Origin of the sequence: Pseudomonas sp. 06C 126 (genome assembly GCF_001855215.1) — a bacterium.
GTDB lineage: Bacteria > Pseudomonadota > Gammaproteobacteria > Pseudomonadales > Pseudomonadaceae > Aquipseudomonas > Aquipseudomonas proteolytica.
In genome coordinates this window covers 57,511-77,030 of sequence record NZ_MIFU01000085.1, presented here as the reverse complement: position 1 = coordinate 77,030, position 19,520 = coordinate 57,511, and the positions used below count along the sequence as shown (strand labels likewise).

22 protein-coding genes and 2 pseudogenes are annotated in these 19,520 nt (G+C 61.0%); 11 read left to right on the top strand and 13 right to left on the bottom strand.

The window, feature by feature from the left end; all coding sequences use genetic code 11:
• The coding region (locus tag BHC62_RS14220; RefSeq protein WP_070995346.1) for a 5-oxoprolinase subunit PxpA at positions 1-772 on the bottom strand (772 nt) is incomplete at its 3' end.
• Positions 773-891: 119 nt separating this feature from the next.
• On the opposite strand from BHC62_RS14220, the gene BHC62_RS14215 reads away from it, so the two are divergent.
• A complete protein-coding gene (locus BHC62_RS14215) occupies positions 892-1,809 on the top strand; it encodes a LysR family transcriptional regulator (protein WP_029296489.1) in 918 nt (305 codons plus the stop codon).
• Here BHC62_RS14215 and BHC62_RS14210 read toward each other — a convergent pair.
• Positions 1,806-2,702, bottom strand: a complete 897-nt coding sequence (locus BHC62_RS14210; protein ID WP_070995345.1) for a LysR family transcriptional regulator — start codon at positions 2,700-2,702, stop codon at positions 1,806-1,808. The two genes, BHC62_RS14215 and BHC62_RS14210, sit on opposite strands and share 4 nt — an antisense overlap.
• Positions 2,703-2,825: 123 nt before the next feature.
• On the opposite strand from BHC62_RS14210, the gene BHC62_RS14205 reads away from it, so the two are divergent.
• Positions 2,826-3,584, top strand: coding sequence for an SDR family NAD(P)-dependent oxidoreductase (locus BHC62_RS14205; protein WP_070995344.1), 759 nt, complete (start codon positions 2,826-2,828; stop codon positions 3,582-3,584).
• A 15-nt stretch (positions 3,585-3,599) separates the two neighbouring features.
• Here the strand turns inward: BHC62_RS14205 and BHC62_RS14200 are convergent, their stop codons facing one another.
• Positions 3,600-4,046: a multidrug/biocide efflux PACE transporter gene (locus BHC62_RS14200; protein WP_070995343.1), complete on the bottom strand. Its 447-nt coding sequence runs from the start codon at positions 4,044-4,046 to the stop codon at positions 3,600-3,602.
• Between the two features lie 90 nt (positions 4,047-4,136).
• On the opposite strand from BHC62_RS14200, the gene BHC62_RS14195 reads away from it, so the two are divergent.
• Complete coding sequence (locus tag BHC62_RS14195) at positions 4,137-4,991, top strand: LysR family transcriptional regulator (RefSeq protein WP_070995342.1); 855 nt, start codon at positions 4,137-4,139, stop codon at positions 4,989-4,991.
• 27 nt (positions 4,992-5,018) lie between these two features.
• Here the strand turns inward: BHC62_RS14195 and BHC62_RS14190 are convergent, their stop codons facing one another.
• Genes BHC62_RS14190 through BHC62_RS14175 form a run of 4 tightly spaced genes read right to left on the bottom strand, consistent with a single transcriptional unit; the run spans position 5,019 to position 7,562 of the window.
• Complete coding sequence (locus tag BHC62_RS14190; RefSeq protein WP_070995341.1) at positions 5,019-6,248, bottom strand: RNA polymerase sigma factor; 1,230 nt, start codon at positions 6,246-6,248, stop codon at positions 5,019-5,021.
• Positions 6,245-6,721, bottom strand: coding sequence for an SRPBCC family protein (locus BHC62_RS14185; RefSeq protein WP_070995340.1), 477 nt, complete (start codon positions 6,719-6,721; stop codon positions 6,245-6,247). The genes BHC62_RS14190 and BHC62_RS14185 overlap by 4 nt, the downstream gene beginning before the upstream one ends.
• A 34-nt stretch (positions 6,722-6,755) precedes the next feature.
• Positions 6,756-7,100 (bottom strand): YciI family protein, encoded by a 345-nt coding sequence (locus tag BHC62_RS14180; RefSeq protein ID WP_029296475.1) that lies wholly within the window; start codon positions 7,098-7,100, stop codon positions 6,756-6,758.
• A gap of 42 nt (positions 7,101-7,142) precedes the next feature.
• Positions 7,143-7,562 (bottom strand): nuclear transport factor 2 family protein, encoded by a 420-nt coding sequence (locus BHC62_RS14175; protein ID WP_070995339.1) that lies wholly within the window; start codon positions 7,560-7,562, stop codon positions 7,143-7,145.
• 147 nt (positions 7,563-7,709) lie between these two features.
• On the opposite strand from BHC62_RS14175, the gene BHC62_RS14170 reads away from it, so the two are divergent.
• Positions 7,710-8,195: an N-acetyltransferase gene (locus tag BHC62_RS14170; RefSeq protein ID WP_070995338.1), complete on the top strand. Its 486-nt coding sequence runs from the start codon at positions 7,710-7,712 to the stop codon at positions 8,193-8,195.
• A gap of 20 nt (positions 8,196-8,215) precedes the next feature.
• Positions 8,216-8,821 (top strand): pyridoxamine 5'-phosphate oxidase family protein, encoded by a 606-nt coding sequence (locus tag BHC62_RS14165; protein ID WP_070995337.1) that lies wholly within the window; start codon positions 8,216-8,218, stop codon positions 8,819-8,821.
• Positions 8,822-8,880: 59 nt separating this feature from the next.
• Here the strand turns inward: BHC62_RS14165 and BHC62_RS14160 are convergent, their stop codons facing one another.
• Positions 8,881-9,363, bottom strand: a complete 483-nt coding sequence (locus BHC62_RS14160) for a GyrI-like domain-containing protein (RefSeq protein ID WP_070995336.1) — start codon at positions 9,361-9,363, stop codon at positions 8,881-8,883.
• 195 nt (positions 9,364-9,558) lie between these two features.
• On the opposite strand from BHC62_RS14160, the gene alaC reads away from it, so the two are divergent.
• Positions 9,559-10,770, top strand: a complete 1,212-nt coding sequence (gene alaC / locus BHC62_RS14155; protein ID WP_029296464.1) for an alanine transaminase — start codon at positions 9,559-9,561, stop codon at positions 10,768-10,770.
• Positions 10,771-10,888: 118 nt separating this feature from the next.
• Here the strand turns inward: alaC and BHC62_RS14150 are convergent, their stop codons facing one another.
• Both BHC62_RS14150 and BHC62_RS14145 read right to left on the bottom strand, forming a co-directional pair.
• Positions 10,889-12,241, bottom strand: a complete 1,353-nt coding sequence (locus BHC62_RS14150) for a GntP family permease (protein ID WP_029296462.1) — start codon at positions 12,239-12,241, stop codon at positions 10,889-10,891.
• A gap of 83 nt (positions 12,242-12,324) precedes the next feature.
• On the bottom strand, positions 12,325-12,858 hold the full coding sequence (locus BHC62_RS14145; protein ID WP_029296460.1) for a gluconokinase: 534 nt from the start codon (positions 12,856-12,858) through the stop codon (positions 12,325-12,327).
• A 213-nt stretch (positions 12,859-13,071) separates the two neighbouring features.
• On the opposite strand from BHC62_RS14145, the gene BHC62_RS14140 reads away from it, so the two are divergent.
• The 4 genes from BHC62_RS14140 to BHC62_RS14125 all read left to right on the top strand — a co-directional run bounded on the left by BHC62_RS14140 (position 13,072) and on the right by BHC62_RS14125 (position 16,314).
• Positions 13,072-14,103, top strand: coding sequence for a LacI family DNA-binding transcriptional regulator (locus tag BHC62_RS14140; protein ID WP_029296458.1), 1,032 nt, complete (start codon positions 13,072-13,074; stop codon positions 14,101-14,103).
• Between the two features lie 179 nt (positions 14,104-14,282).
• The gene (locus BHC62_RS14135) at positions 14,283-14,915 is read left to right on the top strand and encodes a glutathione S-transferase family protein (protein WP_070995335.1); all 633 of its coding nucleotides are present in this window, start codon (positions 14,283-14,285) and stop codon (positions 14,913-14,915) included.
• A 10-nt stretch (positions 14,916-14,925) separates the two neighbouring features.
• Positions 14,926-15,663 carry an NAD(P)-dependent oxidoreductase gene (locus BHC62_RS14130; RefSeq protein ID WP_029296455.1) on the top strand — a complete coding sequence of 246 codons (738 nt, stop codon included), beginning with the start codon at positions 14,926-14,928 and terminating at the stop codon, positions 15,661-15,663.
• A gap of 150 nt (positions 15,664-15,813) precedes the next feature.
• Entirely contained in the window at positions 15,814-16,314 is a 501-nt protein-coding gene (locus tag BHC62_RS14125; RefSeq protein WP_029296453.1) for a hypothetical protein, read from the top strand.
• A gap of 125 nt (positions 16,315-16,439) precedes the next feature.
• On the opposite strand, the pseudogene BHC62_RS29335 reads toward BHC62_RS14125, so the two are convergent.
• Together BHC62_RS29335 and BHC62_RS29330 are read right to left on the bottom strand one after the other, a co-directional pair.
• Positions 16,440-16,868 (bottom strand): annotated as a pseudogene (locus BHC62_RS29335) (methyl-accepting chemotaxis protein); the annotation flags it as partial.
• A gap of 114 nt (positions 16,869-16,982) precedes the next feature.
• Positions 16,983-17,759 (bottom strand): annotated as a pseudogene (locus BHC62_RS29330) (PAS domain-containing protein); the annotation flags it as partial.
• Between the two features lie 805 nt (positions 17,760-18,564).
• Here BHC62_RS29330 and BHC62_RS14115 point away from each other — a divergent pair.
• Positions 18,565-18,981: a GNAT family N-acetyltransferase gene (locus BHC62_RS14115; protein ID WP_070995333.1), complete on the top strand. Its 417-nt coding sequence runs from the start codon at positions 18,565-18,567 to the stop codon at positions 18,979-18,981.
• On the opposite strand, the gene def is transcribed toward BHC62_RS14115, so the two are convergent.
• Complete coding sequence (def, locus tag BHC62_RS14110; protein WP_029296447.1) at positions 18,978-19,517, bottom strand: peptide deformylase; 540 nt, start codon at positions 19,515-19,517, stop codon at positions 18,978-18,980. The two genes, BHC62_RS14115 and def, sit on opposite strands and share 4 nt — an antisense overlap.
• Positions 19,518-19,520: the final 3 nt, after the last annotated feature.

Below are 19,520 nucleotides of genomic sequence, written 5' to 3'. Positions count from 1 at the left end.
GCCCGCTCGCCACAGAAAGCCCAGATGCCACGGTGATGCCCGCCTGGTCCAGGGCTGTGCGGGTCGCTTCCACCAGGTCCAGGGCGCCCGGTGTATCGCTGTGCAAGCAGATGGAATCGAATTCGATAAACAGGTCTTCGCCTTCGACGGTGCGCACCAAGCCGGTCTGGCAGGCACGCAGCACCCGCGCTGCCACCGTCGCGGGGTCCAGGGCGCGTACGTTGCGGGTAAACACAATGGAACCAGACAGATCGTACTCACGGTCGGCATAAAACTCGCGAACCACCGGCTGCCCCAGCTCCTTGGCAATGCGCCAGATCACCGAACCGGGCATGCAATACAGCAGCAGTTCCGGCTCCAGGCGCTGCAGGTTTTCTACCAGCAGCCGTGCGGCCTCTTCGTCCCGGGCCAGGTGCATGTACAGCGCGCCATGGGGCTTGATGTGCTGCAAGGTCACGCCCTGCACCCGCGCCAATTCGCGCAGGGCACCCAGTTGGTAGAGCATGTCGTCTACCAGTTCCTGGGCCGGGGCGTTGATATGGCGGCGGCCAAACCCCACCAGGTCGCGAAAGCCCGGGTGCGCGCCGATGGCTACGCCCAAGGCCTTGGCGCGCTCGATGGTGCGGCGCATGGTGCCGGGGTCACCGGCATGGAAGCCGGTGGCCACGTTGGCGGAGCTGATAAACGCCATCAGTTCGTGATCCACACCGTCGCCGATGGTCCAGGGGCCGAAGCTTTCGCCCATGTCCGAGTTGAAATCCACTGTTTGCATCGGGGCCTGCTCCGCAAGAGTTCGTGCCATCGAAAATAGGCCGGCCCTTGATCCCTTGGGAAGATCTATTATCAGATAGGGTATCTTCTGAAAATCAGATACCACGACGAGCAATCTGTATGTCCTTGACGTTGCGCCAGGTTCGTTACTTTGTCGCCACCGCCGAAATCGGCCAGATTTCCCAGGCGGCGATCCACCTGAACATCTCCCAGTCGGCGGTGACCACCGCGATCAAGGAGCTGGAAGCCATGCTCGGTGCCCAGCTGTTTGTGCGCTCGGCCCAGGGCATGAACCTGACCGATGCCGGGCGGCATTTTCTCAACCGCGCCTATGTGATTGTGCGCAGTGTCGACGACGCGCTGAACAGTCCGCTGCCAGACTACCGCGCCAGTGGCGTGCTGCGGGTTGCGGCCAGTTACACGGTGTTGGGTTACTTCCTGCCGCACCACCTGCAACGCATGGAACACTGGCATCCGGACGTGACCATCGAGGTCTTCGAGCAGGAGCGCCAGGCGATCGAACAAGGGCTGCTGGATGGCCAGTTCGATATGGCCGTGGTACTCACCGCCAACCTGACCCACCCGGATATCGTCTCGCAGATCCTGTTCAATTCCGAACGCCGCCTGTGGCTGCCCAGCCACCACCCGCTGTGCGAACGCCGTGCGGTGAGCCTGGCCGATGTGGCGCGCGAGCCCTACATCCTGCTGACCGTGGATGAGGCAGAACAAAGTGCCATGCGCTACTGGGAACAGGCCGGGCAAGCGCCCAAGGTGCGGCTGCGCACCAGTTCGGTAGAAGCGGTGCGCAGTATGGTGGCCAATGGCAGCGGCGTGGCGATTCTGTCCGACCTGGTGCACCGCCCCTGGTCTTTGGAAGGCAAGCGCATCGAGACCTTGAGCGTGACCGACAAGGTCACGCCCATGAGCGTCGGCCTGGCCTGGCACCGCGAACGCGCGTTCACCCCGGCGATGCAAGCATTGCGCGACTACTTCCACGACGCCTTCCTCGCGCCCCAGCAATTATCCACACGCCGTTAAAGCAGGCCCTTCAAGGTGGCCGCCAACCAGTCCATCAGCACCCGCACCCGTAGCGGCAAGTGCCGCTGGCCGGCATACAACATCGACACATCCAGCGCGGGCGCGGGGTAGTCGGGAAGCACCGCCACCAACTCGCCCTTTTCGAGCAATTCGCGGATGCCCAGCCCCGGCACCTGGATGATCCCGAAACCGGCGAGGCACGCCGACTGGTACGCGTCTGTGCTGCTGACCGTGACGCGCCCAGCCATGGCAATGCGCTGCACCTTGTTGCCCTGCGCATACTCAAAACCCGTTGAACGCGCACCCAGCGGCCGCACGTAGTGCACCAACTGATGTGCGGCCAGGTCGGCCAGGGTCTTGGGTTCGCCATAGCGTTGCAGGTAGCCGGGGCTTACGCAGTTGATCATCGGCATGCTGCATAACAGCCGTGCGACCACCGACTGGTCCGGCTGTACGCCCACGCGCAGCACACAATCAAAGCCTTCGGCCAGGAGGTCGACCTGACGGTCAGAGCTGCTGATTTCCAACTCGATCAAGGGATGCCGATCCATAAACTCCGGCAGGCGCGGCACGATCACCTTGCGCGCCATCACATTGGGCATGTCGATACGGATCCGCCCGGTCAATTGCGCCTCATCCTGGCGAAACAGCCCTTCCAGCTCCTCCATATCGGCCAGCAGGTCCTTGCTGCGCTCATACAGCACCCGCCCGTCCTGGGTGGCCTGCACCTTACGCGTGGTGCGCTGCAACAGACGCGTGCCCAACAGGTCTTCCAGGGCGCGCACCTGTTCGGATACGGTCGAACGCGGCAGCCCCAGGCTATCGCCGGCCTGGGTGAAGCTCGACAGCTCGGTGACGCGGACAAAGGTGCGCAACAACTCCAGCTTGTTCATGGTGGTGACCCGTGATTGTTCGTCTGATCCGACCAGTGATTCCGGATTAGCCATGTTTATCACGTATTGCCCGGACAAATACACTCAGTCCCAGCGTTACCCACCCGCTCCGAGGACTGCACCATGACCCGTAAAATCGCACTGATCACCGGCGCCAGCCGTGGCTTGGGCAAAAGCACCGCCCTGCACCTGGCCGCCCAAGGCATCGACATTATCGGCACCTACTACAGCAAGGCCGAAGAGGCACAGGCAGTCGTGGCGCAGATTGAACAACTCGGTGGCCGCGCCGCCATGTTGCAATTGGATGTGAGCAAAAGCGCCACATTCGACGGCTTCGTCGGCGAAGTTGGCCGCACGCTGAAGGAAGTTTTCGCACAGCAACAGTTCGATTTCCTGATCAACAACGCCGGTATCGGCACCCACGCCAGCTTTGTCGAGACCACCGAAGAACAGTTCGACCAAATGGTCGCAATCCACCTCAAGGGCCCGTTTTTCCTGACCCAGAAGCTGCTCGCGCGGATCGTCGATGGCGGGCGCATCATCAATATTTCCAGCGGCCTGGCGCGTTTCAGCCTGCCGGGCTATGCCGCCTACGCCTCAATGAAAGGCGCGGTGGAAGTACTGACCCGCTACCAGGCCAAGGAGTTGGGTGCACGAGGGATCAGCGTCAACACGCTCGCCCCTGGCGCCATTGAAACCGACTTCGGCGGCGGCGCGGTGCGCGATAACGCCGAGATCAATGCCTTTGTCGCCAGCAACACGGCCCTGGGTCGGGTCGGCCTGCCGGACGACATTGGCGGGGCGATCTCCACGCTGCTGGCCGATGGCAGCAAGTGGATCAATGGGCAACGCATCGAGGCGTCGGGTGGGATGTTCGTCTGACGGCCCGCGTCATCGTTAACGCCCTTCGCGAGCGAGCTCGCTCCTGCACAGGAATTTTTCCCGCAGCACGTCGTAGACCCAGTGGTACACATAGGTGTAAGGCAGGAAGAACAACAGCACGCCGATATCCAGGATAAACGCCTGCATCAGGCTGATATTCAGCCACGCGGCAATCAGCGGCACGGCAAACAGAATCAGCCCGCCCTCGAACAGCAGGGCGTGCACGATCCGGGTCTTGACGCTGTTGGCCAGTTGCAGGCGCACCTTGAGGCGGTCGAACACGCTGTTGAAAATCATATTCCACGTCAGCGCCAACAAACTGATGGCCAGGGTCACCGCGCCCATTTCCAGGGCCGGCCGACCGGTGATCCAGACGAGCAACGGGGTACAGATCAGCAAGGCCAGGCCTTCGAAGCCAAGGGCCTGGAAAACACGTTCGGTGACGGACTTGGGGGTGTTCATAAGTGTGGCTCTGGGAATGTCTTGGGTTGCCATTATCGATCCCTAACTCGATACTTAATAATCAATAACCATCGATCAAGGCGATAGATGATGGCTTCGCATGAAGTGTTGCAAGCGTTTGTGCAAGCGGCGACCCAAGGCTCGTTTTCGGCGGCGGCGCGCAAACTGGGCAAGAGCCAATCAACGGTCAGCGCCGCAGTGGCCAGCCTGGAGATTGATCTGGACGTGGTGCTGTTCGACCGCAGCAGCCGCAAACCCACCCTGACTCCGGCCGGGCATGTGCTGCTGCAACGGGCCGAACACGTGCTGGAGGCCAGCAGCCGCCTGGAGCTTGCCGCCAGCCAGTTGTCCCAGGGGCTGGAGCCCAAGCTCAGTATTGCCATGTCCGATACTTATCAGTCGGGACGCTTCGAAACCCTGCTCAGCGCCCTGGAACAGCGCTATCCAGACCTGGAGCTGGAGTGGCTGATTGCCGAATGCGAAGACCTCATCGCCCTGGTGCAAAGCGGGCGGGCGCAGCTCGCGTTTATCGAGGCGCAGGAGGTCTACCCGCCAGACCTGACCCATGCCACCGTCGATGAGGGCGCGCAGCTTGCGCTGTTTGTTTCCCCGCGGCATGCACTGGCCAGCCTCGATCCCATCAATCAGCAAAGCCTGCAACAACATCGCGAGCTGCGCCTGGCAAGCATCATCAACCCCAATGAAAACCGGCAGACCGGCCGAGTGTGGTCCGCCCCCAGCTTTTTGATGCTGATGGAAATGGCCATCCTCGGTTTTGGCTGGGCAGCCTTGCCGCGCTGGTTGGTGGAGCGCTTTGCTAATGGCCAACTGGTGGAGCTCAAGGCTCGCGGCTGGCCACGCTCGGTGGCCGTGGATGCCTTATGGTCACGGCAACACCCGCCAGGCACTGCGGGGAGCTGGCTGCTGGAAAAAATGCTCGAATAGCCTCTGTGGGGGCCGGCTTGCCGGCGCCTACAAGGAGGTTTCGGTGCAGGTGGCTAGGCGACGTTCGATGAAGCGTTTTTCCGGGGTTTGATGGGTCAGGGCCAGGGCTTTTTCGTAGGCCTGGCGCGCCTCTTTCATACGCCCCAATTGCCGGCAGAACTCCCCACGCGCCGAATGCGCCAGGTGGTAGTCCAGCAACTCGCCACGCGCCAGGATTCCCTCCACTTGCTGCAACCCCGCCAAGGGCCCATCGCGCATGGCCAGGGCAGCAGCGCGGTTGAGTTCGATCACCGGCGACGGCAGCATCCTCAGCAACACGTCATACAAACCAATAATCTGTGGCCAATCCGTCTGCGCCGCGCTCGGCGCTTCGGCGTGCACTGCCGCAATCGCCGCTTGCAGGCAGTAAGGGCCAAAGCGCCGGGTGGCGAGGGCCTGCTGCACCAACGCGCAACCTTGGGCAATCAACCCTGCATCCCATAGCGTGCGGTCCTGTTCATCCAGCAGCACCAGTTCAGCGACAGGTGATAACCGGGCCGGGCGCCGGGACTCGTGGAGCAGCATCAAGGCCAGCAGGCCCATGACTTCCGGTTCCGGCAGCAACTCCAACAGCAGATGGCCCAGGCGTATGGCCTCGCGGGTCAAGTCATCACGGGTCAGGTCGGCGCCCATGGACGCCGAATAGCCCTCGTTGAACACCAGGTAAATCACCCGCAGTACGCTGTCCAGGCGTTCGGGCAACTCCGCCAGGGCAGGCACTTGATAGGGAATCCTCGCTTCGCGGATCTTGCCCTTGGCGCGCACGATGCGTTGGGCGATGGTGGCCGGCGTGACCAGGAAAGCCCGGGCAATTTCCTCGGTGGTGAGGTCACAAATCTCACGCAGGGTCAGCGGCACCTGGGCATCCGCCGCCAGCGCCGGGTGGCAGCACGTAAAGATCAGGCGCAGGCGGTCGTCTTCCACGTCTTCGGTACTCCAGTCAGCCGCTTGCAGCGCATCGGCCTGCTCCTGCAGCAACGGGGTGAAGCGGGCCTGGCGACGCAGACGGTCGATGGCCTTGAAGCGCCCGGTCGAGACCAGCCACGCCCGCGGGTTGTCAGGCACCCCCTCCTGCTGCCAGCGCTCGACCGCGACGAAGAACGCCTCATGCAGGGCTTCTTCGGCGAGGTCGAAATCCCCCAGCAGGCGAATCAAGGTCGCCAGGATGCGCCGGGACTCGCTGCGGTAGATCGCCTCGACCTGGTCTTTGACGGTCAATCGCGCAGGCTCTGGGTCACCAGGCTCACCAACCGATCCAGGCTCTCGCCCCAGCCCTGATGAAAGCCCATGGCTTCATGGGCCTGCTTGTCGGCTTCGCTCCAGTGCATGGCGCGGGCGGTGTAGCGGGTCTTGCCCTCGACCTCCTCGAAGGTCACTTCGGCGCTCATGAACGGCTTGCCCGATGGAATCCAACCCGGCAGGAATGCATCGGTAAACACCAGCCGGCGCGGCGCGTCGATCTCCAGGAATACGCCCTGGGTCGGATACTCGCTGCCATCCGGCGCGCGCATCAGGGTGCGAAACAGACCACCGACCCACAGGTTCATTTCGCACTCCGGCGTGGTCATGCCGTGGGGGCCCCACCATTGCTGCAACAAGGCCGGCTCGGTCCAGGCACGAAACACCCGGCTCGGTGGCGCGTCGATCACGCGGCTGATGGACAGTTCGAATGCAGCAGGTTGAGTGTTCATTGGGTAAACCTCCTGAGTCTTATGATTGTTGGGTTCAGAGATTCAATTCACGCACGGGGCGCACTTCCACACTGCCGACCCGCGCCGCCGGGATACCACCGGCTACCTGCAGCGCCTCATTCAAGTCCTTGGCCTCAATCAGGTAGAAGCCGGCAAGCTGCTCCTTGGTTTCGGCGAACGGCCCATCGGTGATCGACAGCTTGCCGTTGCGCATGCGTACGGTGGTGGCCGTGCTCACCGGCTCCAGGGCCTGCGCCGCGAGCATGCGGCCACTGGCGTGGATCGCTTCGGCGTAGGCGTGGCATTCCGGGTCCTTGGGGCTGTCGGGCAGGCTGTGCAGCAAGGCTTCGGCGCTGTAGACCAGGCACAGGTATTTCATGGCGTTCTCCGTTTGCGGACTACTGACTATAGTTGGCGGCGATCAAGGTTTCAGGTCGAACAGACCGGCGCCGGTTTCCATATCGAACGGTGCAGACCAGTGCTCATGCACCACCTGCCATTGCCCGTTGGTCCGCTGATAACCGGCGGTGACGCGCATCCAGCAGGTCTTGAGCACGCCGTCTGGCCCCGAACCACCACAGTGCGCGAGCCAATGGGCAAAGGCGCTGTTTTCGGCGGCGACGATATGCAGCTCATGGAACTCAAAGACACCGGGGCCCGGGCAAGACTCCATGCAGGCCTGCCAATGGGCGCGGTAGGCTGCCTTGCCTTTGAACTGCAGGGCATTGACAGCATCGAACGCGACGATATCGTCGGCGTAAAAGCTGACAATCTGCTGGATATCCTTAGCGATGACTGCTTGTTTCCATTGCTCGATCAGGCTGTTGATTGCGTTGTTCATGGCGATGCTCCTCGGGGTGCAAATCACGGAAGACACCTTTGGTCGAATGCCCCGCCGGCAAATCGACAAGCCTGCGAAAAATAATTTCGCCGAGGGTAAAGCCGCTAGAATTCGCGACTTCCCTGTAGGACTTCGGATACCTGCCCGATGGAAACCCGCCTCGCGCCCTATGAGACGCTGACCGCTGTCCAGCAACAGCAACTCGCCACTCTGGAAGTCCACCCCGAGCAACTGCCCTATAGCGGCGACATCTACTGCGCGCTGAACAGCCTGCAGGTCAACCCCAGCCCCGGCATCAGGGGCTTCGCCCTGCTGGCCGACGACATTCCCGTAGCCTTCCTGCTACTCAAGCGCCCGCCCTGCCTGCCCCATTGGGCCAGCGAACACAGCGCCACCCTGCACGCCCTGCAAGTCGATCGCCACCAACAAGGCCGGGGCTTGGGCAAAGCCTGCCTGCAAGCCCTGCCCGCCGCCGCCCGCCAGGCCTGGCCGCAGATCACCGCCCTGGAGTTGTCGGTGGACAGCGACAATGTGGCGGCGATGAGCTTGTACTTGCAGCAAGGCTGGGTAGACCGGGGCGAGGCGTATAAGGGGCGGGTTGGCTATGAGCGGCGGTTGTCGCTACTGTTCTGACGACGCACAAGGAGACTCCCATGCTAACCAGCCTCGAACAGCTCGAAACCCTTTACGGCAAGCCCCACGAGCGCGCCCTGCACAAGGAAATCGGATTTCTCAATGAGGATTACCAGGCGATGGTGAAAGCCTCGCCGCTGGTGATTGTCAGTTCTTGCGGGCCTGATGGCCTCGACGGCTCGCCTCGGGGCGATGTGCCGGGGTTTGTGCGCATCATCGATGAGCGCACCCTGGCGATTCCGGATCGGCCGGGCAATAACCGGCTCGATACCTTGCGCAACCTGCTGGTGGACCCGCGCATCGCCTTGCTGTTTATCATCCCGGGGATCGGTGAGACGTTACGGGTCAATGGGCGGGCGCAGATCTCCATCGAGCCTCAGTTGCTGGAAAGCTTTGCGGTGAATGGCAAGCCAGCGCGGTCGGTGATTGTGGTGCAGGTGGACGCTGCGTATTTCCACTGCTCCAAAGCCTTTGTGCGCTCCGACTGCTGGAACCCGGACAAGCATCTGCAGCGCACGGCGCTGCCATCAGCGGGCGCCATTCACAAGCGTTTGAATGATGGGCAGTTCGATGCCGAGGCCTATGACCGGGAGATGCCGGAGCGGGTAAAGGCCACGTTGTATTGAGGCCCCAGCGGCGATGGCGCCCTTTGGTTCGCCATCGCCGGCAAGCCGGCTCCTACAGGTTATGCAAACTTTTTGACAGGCAGCCAGATTTCCACGGTGCCGGTGCCCTTATCCACATCGAAGTCGGCGCTGTAGCGCTCGAAATCCGCGCCCGCCACTGTGTAACCCGAGGTCGGCAGCCACTCGTACATGACTCGCTCATAGGTCTGCGACAGCGCATACACCGGCCCGTAATGCGCAAAGACCGCATAATGATTGGCCGGCACTTCGATGGATTCGAAGTTGCTTGGCACATCGCCCTTGGCCGGCACTTCGACCCCGGCGATGTAATCGAATTCTTCTTGCGTGGCGTTATAGCAAACGCCGTAGGTCACGCCGCCGATGCGGTTCTTGATCTCTTTGATGCAGGTGTCGAACAACTCCCACAACTTCGGGATGTCCCCCAGCGTGGCCTTGCCGTAATGACCGCCGACCCCGGCGATCACCATGGCCTTGCCCTCTTCCATGCGGGGTTCGAGGGGTCGCGTTGCCTGTTGGTTCATCTGCACAATCTCCATGGGTGAGTGACCAAAACCATACCGAGTATAGGGGCATACGCACTTCACACTCCAGATGGAAAAATTTCCTACGCCATCTGGACAACCGGCTGTCATCGCCCGTATTGTCTGCCCCGCAGGCCACCGCAGTGGCCGACGTCGCTCGGACGGTTCCGGGCGCTTACGTACTCCGAGGCAACAATGGCTGACCAAGGTTCGCCGCGCCGCTTTGCGCGCATAGATCGACTCCCCCCTTATGTTTTCAATATCACTGCCGAGCTGAAGATGGCTGCGCGTCGGCGCGGCGAAGACATCATCGACTTGAGCATGGGTAACCCCGACGGCCCGACTCCACCGCATATCGTGGAGAAACTGGTGACCGTCGCCCAGCGTGAAGACACCCACGGCTACTCCACCTCCAAAGGCATCCCGCGCCTGCGCCGCGCTATTTCGCGCTGGTACAAGGATCGCTACGAAGTGGATATCGACCCGGAAACCGAAGCCATCGTCACCATCGGTTCCAAGGAAGGCCTGGCGCACTTGATGCTGGCCACCCTGGACCAGGGCGACACGGTCCTGGTGCCCAACCCCAGCTACCCGATCCACATCTACGGTGCCGTGATTGCCGGCGCCCAGGTGCGCTCGGTGCCGCTGATTCCCGGCGTGGATTTTTTTGCCGAGCTGGAACGGGCGATTCGCGGTTCGATTCCCAAGCCCAAGATGATGATCCTCGGCTTCCCGTCCAACCCCACGGCGCAGTGCGTGGAGCTGGATTTCTTCGAGCGGGTGATCGCCCTGGCCAAACAGTACGACGTGCTGGTGATCCACGACCTGGCCTACGCCGATATCGTCTACGACGGCTGGAAAGCCCCGTCGATCATGCAGGTGCCGGGCGCCAAGGACATTGCGGTGGAGTTTTTCACCCTCTCCAAGAGCTACAACATGGCCGGCTGGCGCATTGGCTTTATGGTTGGCAACGCTGAACTGGTCAACGCCCTGGCGCGCATCAAGAGCTACCACGACTACGGCACCTTCACCCCGCTGCAAGTGGCGGCCATTGCCGCGCTGGAAGGTGACCAGCAATGTGTGAAAGACATTGCCGAGCAGTACCGCCAACGCCGCAACGTGCTGGTCAAGGGTCTGCATGAGCTGGGCTGGATGGTGGAGAACCCGAAGGCGTCGATGTACGTCTGGGCGAAGATTCCCGAGGCGTATGCCGCCATGGGCTCCCTGGAATTTGCCAAGAAGTTGCTGCTGGAAGCCAAGGTGTGTGTCTCGCCGGGGATCGGCTTTGGCGAGTATGGCGATGACCATGTGCGCTTTGCGCTGATCGAGAACCAGGACCGCATTCGCCAGGCGGTGCGCGGGATCCGGGCCATGTTCCGGGCTGATGGGCTGGTCACGAAAGCCTGATAGCTGCCCGATAACGAATGTGGGAGCGGGCTTGCCCGCGATTGCTGTGTGTCAGGCAATACATCTTGCACTGATACACCGCAATCGCGGGCAAGCCCGCTCCCACATTTTGCTTGGGTTACACCACCAACGACAGCAACATGATGAAGCCCAGTGCCACGATGGACAGAATGGTCTCCATCGCCGTCCAGGTCTTGAACGTCTCGGCCACGGTCATGTTGAAGTACTGCTTCACCAACCAGAACCCTGCATCGTTGACGTGCGACAGAATCAACGACCCCGCCCCCGTCGCCAGCACCAGCAACTCCAGGTTGACCCCCGGCACCATCCCCACCACCGGCACCACGATACCCGCGCCAGTAATGGTGGCAACGGTCGCCGAACCCGTGGCAATGCGAATCACCGCCGCCACCAGCCAGGCCAGCAGGATCGGATTGATCTGCGCCGTCACCGCCATATGGCCGATCACGTCACCCACGCCGCTGGTCACCAGCATCTGCTTGAAACCACCGCCGGCACCGATGATCAGGATGATCGCGGCGGTCGGCGCAAGGCTGGCGTCGAGCAGCTTGAGGATCTGCTTGGAGTGGATGCCCTGGCGATGGCCAAAGGTGTAAAGCGACAGCAGCAACGCCAGGAGCAAGGCACTGATCGGGTGGCCGATCATGTCCATCCAGTTGCGCACCACATTGCCTTCGGCAAAGGCGATGTCAGCAAAGGTTTTGAGCAGCATCAGGAACACCGGCAGCAGCACGGTGATCAGGGTGATGCTGAAGCTCGGCAGGTTTTTCGAGTCGGTCTCACGGGCCAGTTGATCCACCAGCTCCTGGGACGGGTTGCCCGGGATGTGCTTGGCAATGAACGTACCGAAGATCGGCCCGGCAATGATGGCGGTCGGCAAGGCAACGATCAGGCCGTAGAGAATGGTCTTGCCAATGTCTGCGCCAAACACGCCGATGGCCAGCAACGGCCCCGGGTGCGGCGGCACCAGGCCATGGACCGCCGACAGGCCGGCGAGCAGCGGGATGCCGATCTTGATCAGCGATACACCGGTACGCCGCGCGACGATGAACACCAGCGGGATCAGCAGCACAAAGCCGATCTCGAAGAACAGCGGGATGCCCACCAGGAAGGCGGCGAACATCATCGCCCATTGCACCTTGTCCTTGCCGAAAGCACGGATCAGGGTTTGCGCGATCTGATCGGCACCGCCGGATTCGGCCATCATCTTGCCGAGCATCGTACCCAGCGCCAGGATAATCCCGACAAACCCGAGCACACCGCCAAAACCGTCCTGGAAGGCCTTGATGATCTTGTCCACGGGCATGCCCGAGGTCAGGCCAAGGAAGCCTGCGGCGATGATCAGGGCAATAAAGGGGTGAACCTTGAACCGGGTGATCAACACGATCAGCCCGATGATAGTGACCACTGCATCAAGCAGCAGGTACGACTCGTGGGACATTCCAAACATGGGGGTCTCTCCTGTTTGTTGTTGTTATTAAAGCGGGTGTTGAGTTTCGTGCCGCCAGATAGCGCTATCTTTCGGCCAAAAAATCATCGGGAAGGTTCAAAGCCGTGGGTCAGCCACCAGGCGTGGGTCTGCGCGGCCAGGTCCTCGATGCTGTCTTCACTGGCATTGAGGGCCAGGGTCAGCGGCTCGCCGATAGGCGATTCGAGGGTGGCGAACTGGCTGTCGATCAGGCTGGCCGGCATGAAATGGCCGGGGCGATGGGACACGCGGTCGGCGGCCACCTCGCGGGTCAGTTCCAGGAAGACAAAGCCCAGGCCCGGCGCGGCTTCGCGCAGGTGGTCGCGGTATTTTTTCTTCAGCGCCGAACAGGTCAGCACTGGATGCTCGCCAGCCTTGAGCGCACGGCGCAGCTCATCGCAGAGGATATCCAGCCAGCCGGCACGGTCGTCGTCGTTGAGAGGATGGCCTGCGCTCATCTTTTCGATATTGGCAGCCGGGTGAAAGCTGTCGCCTTCAATGGCGGTGGCGCCGTTCAACAGGCACAGGGCCTCGCTGACACTGGACTTACCACAGCCGGAAACACCCATGATGACCAGGGCGGTAACAGGTTGACTCATGAAACACCTCAGGACGCAGATAGCGCTACCTTTGCACGCCCTAAGGCTAGTGCAAAAACAGGCTTTTCCCGCGCCTAATTGTCATTTTTATGGAGTGACGCGTGCATCCGCTCCAACCGTTTGAGCAAGGATCAGGCAACCCTTTGCGCAAGTATTTGCAGGCCTTTGGAGACAGCGCTACCTTAGTGCCTCGATTTTTGTTTGGCAAGCCGCCTGATGACCTCCAAGAACGATAAAAATACCCGCACGACGGGTCGCCCTACCCTCAACGAAGTTGCCCGCCTGGCGGGCGTCAGTCCGATCACGGCCTCCCGGGCCTTGCGCGGCATCAGCACCGTGGCCCCCGACCTGGTGGAAAAGGTGCAAAAAGCCGCCGCCGAGCTGAGCTACGTGGTCAACCCGGCCGCCCGCGCCCTGGCCTCTGCACAGAGCCAGTCGGTGGTAGTGCTGGTGCCTTCGCTGTCCAACCTGCTGTTTATCGAAACCCTGGAGGCCATTCACCAGGTGTTGCGGCCCAAGGGCTTCGAAGTGCTGATCGGCAATACCCACTATTCCCGGGACGAAGAAGAAAACCTGCTGCGCAACTACATGGCCTATCAGCCGCGGGGCTTGCTGCTGACCGGTTTTGATCGCACCGAAAGCGCCCGGCGCATGGTGGAGTCGAGCAATGTACCTTGCGTGTACATGATGGACCTGGACCCCACGGCCGGCCTCAACTGCGTGGGTTTCTCGCAGATCAGTGCCGGCGAAACCGCCGCCGCCCACCTGATCTCCCGGGGTCGCAAGCGCCTGGCCTATGTTGGCGCACAGCTGGACCAGCGCACGCTGCTGCGCGGCGAAGGCTTCCGCCAAGGCCTGCAGAAGGCCGGTTTGTACGACCCGGCATTGGAACTGCTGACCCCGCGCCCCTCGTCGGTGGGACTGGGTGGTGAACTGTTCCTGCAACTGCTGGCCAGCCATCCGGACGTGGACGCGATTTTTTTCGGCAACGATGACCTGGCCCACGGCGCCTTGCTCGAAGCCTTGCGCCACGGGATCAAGGTACCGCAGCAAGTGGCGGTGCTGGGCTTCAACGACCTGCCCGCCTCCAGCTTCATGGTGCCGCGTCTGAGCAGCATCAGCACCCCGCGCGAAGCCATTGGCCGACGCGCGGCAGAGCATTTGCTGACAGTGATGGCAGGCAACAAGATCGCCCGGCCGGTGGTGGATATGGGGTTTGAATTGAAGGTGCGCGAGAGCACCTGAACCAATGTGGGAGCGGGCTTGCCCGCGATAGCGGTGTATCAGTGCCAGATGTATTGCCTGACACACCGTTATCGCGGGCAAGCCCGCTCCCACATTTTTGAGCATGCCCACTTAACTCTATCGCTGTCCTCCCGCGCCCCTGCTAAATTGCCCAACTCACCTTTTGCCAGGGAAGCACCATGGGACACGCGCTGAAAATCTTGGGTCGCACTTCGTCCATCAACGTACGAAAAGTCCTGTGGACCTGCCAGGAACTGGCTATCCCCTACCAGCGTGAAGATTGGGGCATCGGCTTCACCCCTACCCAGTCACCCGAATTCCTTGCCTTGAACCCTAACGCCCAGGTACCGGTCATCCTCGATGACAATGGCGTGCTATGGGAATCCAACACCATTTGCCGTTACCTGGTGGGCTTGCACCAACGCCACGACCTGCTGCCCGCCGCCCCTGCGCCACGGGCCAGGGTCGAGCAATGGATGGATTGGCAAGCCACCGAGCTCAACCCCTCCTGGGGCTACGCCTTCCATGCCCTGGTGCGCAACAACCCGGACTTCCAGGACCCGCAGCGCGTTGCCGCCGGCGTGCGCGGCTGGAACGACAAGATGGGACTGCTGGAGCAACAATTGATCAAAACCGGCGCCTATGTGGCCGGGGATAACTTCACCTTGGCCGATATCCTGATCGGCCTGTCAGTGCACCGCTGGCGGATGACGCCCATGGAGCGCCCTGCCTACCCGGCTGTGGACGCGTACTACGCCCTACTCAGCCAGCGCCCAGGTTTCCAGGCTTTTGCCCTCGACGGTCACAACTAAGGACTACACGATGAAAGGACTCAACGTACTGCTCACCGGTGCCTGCGGCAGAATCGGCAAGACCTTCTTCGAGGCCTCGAAAGATCGTTACCGCTTCACCCTCACCGACCGCGTCACACCAGGCTTCGCCCTCGACGGCCATCGCTTCGTGCAGGCCGACTTGAGCGACAAAACCGCACTGCCAGCGCTGCTCGACGGCATCGATGTGATCGTGCACCTGTCGGGCATTCCCCACGCCAGCGCGACCTTTGACGAACTGCTACCCAACAATATCCTCGCCACCACCTATCTGTTCGAAGCGGCCGTGGCCGCCCACGTCAAGCGCCTGGTCTTCGCCAGCAGCGCCCAGACCATCGAAGGCTATCCGGTGGACCGGCAAATCACCCCCGGCATGCCGGTGCTGCCGGCCAACCTGTATGGCGTGAGCAAATGCTACGGCGAAGCGCTGTGCGGGTATTACGCGGCCAAAACCCCACTCTCCACTATCGCTCTACGCATTGGGGCCTTTGAATTTGCCGAAACCCACGACCTGAACAACGCTCGCGACCTCAGCGCCTGGCTCAGCCCTCGGGATGCCGTCCAGTTGTTGCAGCGTTCGGTGGAGGCGGAAGGGGTCAAGCACCTGATCGCCCATGGCATTTCCAACAACCGCTTCAAGCGCCTGGATTTGAGCGAGACCACGCGGGTCCTGGGTTATCGACCGGTAGATGATGCATTCCAGCTATTCGAGATTCCCATCACCTACTGAAGCCTGTGGCCGCCGGCGGCAAACATTCGCCGTTGGCGGCCCCCCTCATGACTATGCAGCGCCCTCAAAGCCAATGAATCCGGGGGTGTTGGCTCTCGGCACGCTAATTGCTAAATCCTCTGCATCGTTCAAACCCACAGGTGCCCGATCATGTTGGTCAATACCCAAGTCTCGTCCGTGATCCAACAGTCCAAACGCCCCGACCTGGACCCCGCCAACGCCGCCGCCAGTGCGCTGTACAGTGGCGTGATGCAGAACGTGCAGAATGCTGCTGCCGCGACCCAGGTGCAGGCCACGCAAAAGGCCACTGACGCCACCGCAAGCAACGTGGATGCCGCTTTTGCCAAGACCCGCCTGCAACTGCAAGCGACCCCGCCGACCAGTGCCACGCCGACCACCGCGACCAGCACCCAGGCCCGCGCAGAATTCACCGACTATATGACCAAGACCCCGGCCGAACGCATCCGCGATCAGATCCTGCTGGAAAAGGGCCTGACCGAAGACGATGTAAAAGCGATGCCCGTGGAACAACAAGACGCTATTGCCCAGGAAGTGGCTGATCGCCTAAAGATGCAGGTAGCGGAGCAGTTCGCCGAGAAGACTGCTGATCCGCAGATCAAGGCCGTGAAAGACGCCCTCGCCGCAATCTGACTCAGCACAACGCCCTTTGTAGGAGCGAGCTTGCTCGCGAAAAACCTGAGACCGCCACGGGGAACCAGATACCCCGCGTTATCGTTGAAGTTTTTCGCGAGCAAGCTCGCTCCTACACAGAGGCACTATTGCAGTTGCAGGGTGGAGTTGAACTGGCCGATGGCGTCCACCACATGCCGCGAGCCTTCCTGGATCTCCAGGATCACCTGCCCTGCTTCATTGGCCAACTCCACCCCCAGCCCGGTACGACTCAGGCTCGACTGCATGCTCGACACCGCGCTCAGGGACAAGTCGTGGTTCTTGCGCACCACATCGACAATCTCGATTGTCGCCTGGCTGGTACGCGCCGCCAGGCTGCGCACCTCGTCCGCCACCACCGCAAAACCCCGCCCGTGCTCACCGGCCCGTGCCGCTTCAATGGCCGCGTTAAGCGCCAACAGGTTGGTTTGATCGGCAATCCCGCGAATGGTCTGCACGATGGTGCCGATAATGTCCGACTGCTTGCTTACCGCGTCGATGCTGACTGCCGCTTGATTGAGGTCGCGGGAAATTTCTTCGATGATCTGCACCGTCTGCTGCACCACTTGCGACCCCTTGCGGGCACAGGCGTCATTCTGCACCGAGGTGGCATGGGCCGAATCGGCAGCGGTGCGCAAGGTAGTGACTTGGTCGGTGATGTCACTGGCGAACTTCACCACTTTGTACAGACGCCCGTTGGCATCGAAGATTGGGTTGTAGGAGGCTTCCAGAAATAGCGTCTGACCCTGTTTGTTGCGCCGCTCAAAACGATGGGAGTGGAATTCGCCCCGGTTCAGTGACGCCCAGAATGCTTTGTAGGTCGGCGATTCCACCTCGGCGCGATGACAGAACATGCTGTGGTGCTGGCCGACAATTTCACCGAGAGAGTACTGCACCGTCTTCAAGAAGTTCTGGTTGGCATTGAGGATCTGCCCCTGGGGCGTGAACTCGATGACCGCCATGGAGCGGCCTATGGCATCGATCAGGCTTTGGTTTTCGTGCTCGCGGTGAACCCGTTCGGAAATGTCCGCAGCCACCTTGATCACGCTCTGCACTTGTTTATCCGGACCGTAGACCGGCATGTAACTGGCCTCCAGCCACACTTCCTGGCCAGTTTTGGTCAAGCGCATGAACGTGCCGCTGATGGGTTCGCCCTGGCCCAGGTCGCGCCACAATTTGGCGTAGTCATCGCTGCGGTAATAGGACTCTTCACAGAAGATTCGATGGTGTTTACCGCGTACTTCCTCGGCGCTGTAACCCATGACCTTGCAGAAGTTTTCGTTGGCATCCAGTACCACGCCGTCGCGATCAAACTCGATCATCGCCATGGAACGGCTGATGGCCGCCAACTTGGCTTGGGCCTGGGTCAGCGCGCAGGAAAAGCGCTCGATTTCCAACAGGTCGGATTTGTGGTGGAGGTTAAACATGATCGGATCACCTTCAGCGCTGTCTTTGAATGACGGTTAGTTCTTGGATTTGACCCAGTACAACTTTCCACAAAACAGGCAAACGCAGCTGTCCATAAGGCAGGACAAGTGTCAGGCGATAGATAAATGATGGCTAATCGGAGAGTCCATGGGACAACGCTCGTTTCAAGGCATCCTTTTCTTGATGACCCCAGCCGGGGCCCGCTTTAACCGACACACGTAAATCCATTTAACCTGCAGCTCCTTTTTCCGGCGCTTTGACATACGCACTTATCTATTCACAGTTTGTATAGTGCTCATCAACCACTATGCAAACAGCCACCCGAAACGCTTCATATGGCAAGCGACATAAGTGGTTATGGGTGAGCATAGACAGGGCTTGGCGCTATGCAAGGCCATTAATCAGCCAGCATTTATAGACAGGTGTTGGAGGGGATGTGCAGGGGCAGGATGTATCGATGCCGCTGTAGGAGCGAGCTTGCTCGCGAAAAGCTCGAGAGCGCCGTGTTTTTCCTGCGAACACGCGTTTTCGTTAACGCTCTTCGCGAGCAAGCTCGCCCCTACAGTGAAGTACTCAGTGACCGAACAGACCTGTCTCGGTCTTCTTGGCTTTTTTGTCCGCACGTTTTTCATCAGCGGTCTTTGCCGGTTTTTTCTTCGCGGCTTTCTTTGAATCCATACCTTTGGCCATGCTGCATGCTCCACTAACAGAGGAAGTAACAAGGGGTATAACACCTATTGTCCACCAGAAGGCGCTTTGCCCGACTTATAATCCCCGCCCCTGGATCACACCTGTCATACCGTCATGCCCGAGTTGCACATTGATCGACTGGCAGAGCCCCTGTGGCCGCTGCTTAACAAGTTTTATCGCAGCCACAACTCATCGATGAAAGCCCTCAAGGGCGGCCAATTGTGGGTGGCGCGTAATAGCGAGATTGTGGCCGGTCTGTGCCTGAGCCCCGTGGTCGGCGGCCAATGGCTGACCGGGCTGTTTGTCGATCCGGCATTACGTGGTCAAGGGCTGGCGACGCGGCTGATTGCGCAAGCGATCGCGCCTGTCGAAGGCTCGGTATGGCTGCTGTGCCACCCGGACCTGGAAGGGTTTTATGCAGCCCAGGGCTTCAGCCAGCAGACGGTGTTGCCACAGTCCCTGGCCGAGCGCCTGGTGCGCTATAAGCGCAACAAGCCGATGATCGCCATGGGCGTGTGCCGCCAGGCCTAGGCGTCGGCGGCAGGATCCAGTTCAGGGAACATCACCTCGATAAACCCGAACTTGCTGAAATCAGTGATGCGCGAAGGGTACAGGCGACCGATCAGGTGGTCGCATTCGTGCTGCACCACCCGCGCATGGAAACCATCGGCAATCCGCACAATCGGCTCGCCCTTGGGGTCAAACCCTTCGTAGCGAATCTGCTGGTAGCGATCCACTGCACCACGCAGGCCTGGCACCGACAGGCAGCCTTCATAGCCCTCTTCCAACACCGGGCTCAGCGGTGTAATCAGCGGGTTGATCAGGATGGTCTGGGGCACCGCCGGGGCATCCGGGTAGCGCTCGCTGCTTTCGAAGCCGAAGATCACCAGTTGCAGATCGACACCAATCTGCGGCGCGGCCAGGCCGACGCCGCCCACATGCTCCATGGTCTGGAACATGTCATCGATCAGTTGCCACAGCTCGGGGCTGTCGAACATTTCCGGTGGTACCGGTGGCGCGATACGCAGCAGGCGTTCGTCGCCCATTTTCAGGATTTCACGAATCATCGG

Bases quoted from the DNA above. Each gene is read 5' to 3' on its own strand.
- BHC62_RS14215 (WP_029296489.1), top strand. From the start codon at position 892: ATGTCCTTGACGTTGCGCCAGGTTCGTTACTTTGTCGCCACCGCCGAA.
- BHC62_RS14210 (WP_070995345.1), bottom strand. From the start codon at position 2,702: ATGAACAAGCTGGAGTTGTTGCGCACCTTTGTCCGCGTCACCGAGCTG.
- BHC62_RS14205 (WP_070995344.1), top strand. From the start codon at position 2,826: ATGACCCGTAAAATCGCACTGATCACCGGCGCCAGCCGTGGCTTGGGC.
- BHC62_RS14200 (WP_070995343.1), bottom strand. From the start codon at position 4,046: ATGAACACCCCCAAGTCCGTCACCGAACGTGTTTTCCAGGCCCTTGGC.
- BHC62_RS14195 (WP_070995342.1), top strand. From the start codon at position 4,137: ATGGCTTCGCATGAAGTGTTGCAAGCGTTTGTGCAAGCGGCGACCCAA.
- BHC62_RS14185 (WP_070995340.1), bottom strand. From the start codon at position 6,721: ATGAACACTCAACCTGCTGCATTCGAACTGTCCATCAGCCGCGTGATC.
- BHC62_RS14180 (WP_029296475.1), bottom strand. From the start codon at position 7,100: ATGAAATACCTGTGCCTGGTCTACAGCGCCGAAGCCTTGCTGCACAGC.
- BHC62_RS14175 (WP_070995339.1), bottom strand. From the start codon at position 7,562: ATGAACAACGCAATCAACAGCCTGATCGAGCAATGGAAACAAGCAGTC.
- BHC62_RS14170 (WP_070995338.1), top strand. From the start codon at position 7,710: ATGGAAACCCGCCTCGCGCCCTATGAGACGCTGACCGCTGTCCAGCAA.
- BHC62_RS14165 (WP_070995337.1), top strand. From the start codon at position 8,216: ATGCTAACCAGCCTCGAACAGCTCGAAACCCTTTACGGCAAGCCCCAC.
- BHC62_RS14160 (WP_070995336.1), bottom strand. From the start codon at position 9,363: ATGAACCAACAGGCAACGCGACCCCTCGAACCCCGCATGGAAGAGGGC.
- alaC (WP_029296464.1), top strand. From the start codon at position 9,559: ATGGCTGACCAAGGTTCGCCGCGCCGCTTTGCGCGCATAGATCGACTC.
- BHC62_RS14150 (WP_029296462.1), bottom strand. From the start codon at position 12,241: ATGTTTGGAATGTCCCACGAGTCGTACCTGCTGCTTGATGCAGTGGTC.
- BHC62_RS14145 (WP_029296460.1), bottom strand. From the start codon at position 12,858: ATGAGTCAACCTGTTACCGCCCTGGTCATCATGGGTGTTTCCGGCTGT.
- BHC62_RS14135 (WP_070995335.1), top strand. From the start codon at position 14,283: ATGGGACACGCGCTGAAAATCTTGGGTCGCACTTCGTCCATCAACGTA.
- BHC62_RS14130 (WP_029296455.1), top strand. From the start codon at position 14,926: ATGAAAGGACTCAACGTACTGCTCACCGGTGCCTGCGGCAGAATCGGC.
- BHC62_RS14125 (WP_029296453.1), top strand. From the start codon at position 15,814: ATGTTGGTCAATACCCAAGTCTCGTCCGTGATCCAACAGTCCAAACGC.
- BHC62_RS14115 (WP_070995333.1), top strand. From the start codon at position 18,565: ATGCCCGAGTTGCACATTGATCGACTGGCAGAGCCCCTGTGGCCGCTG.
- def (WP_029296447.1), bottom strand. From the start codon at position 19,517: ATGATTCGTGAAATCCTGAAAATGGGCGACGAACGCCTGCTGCGTATC.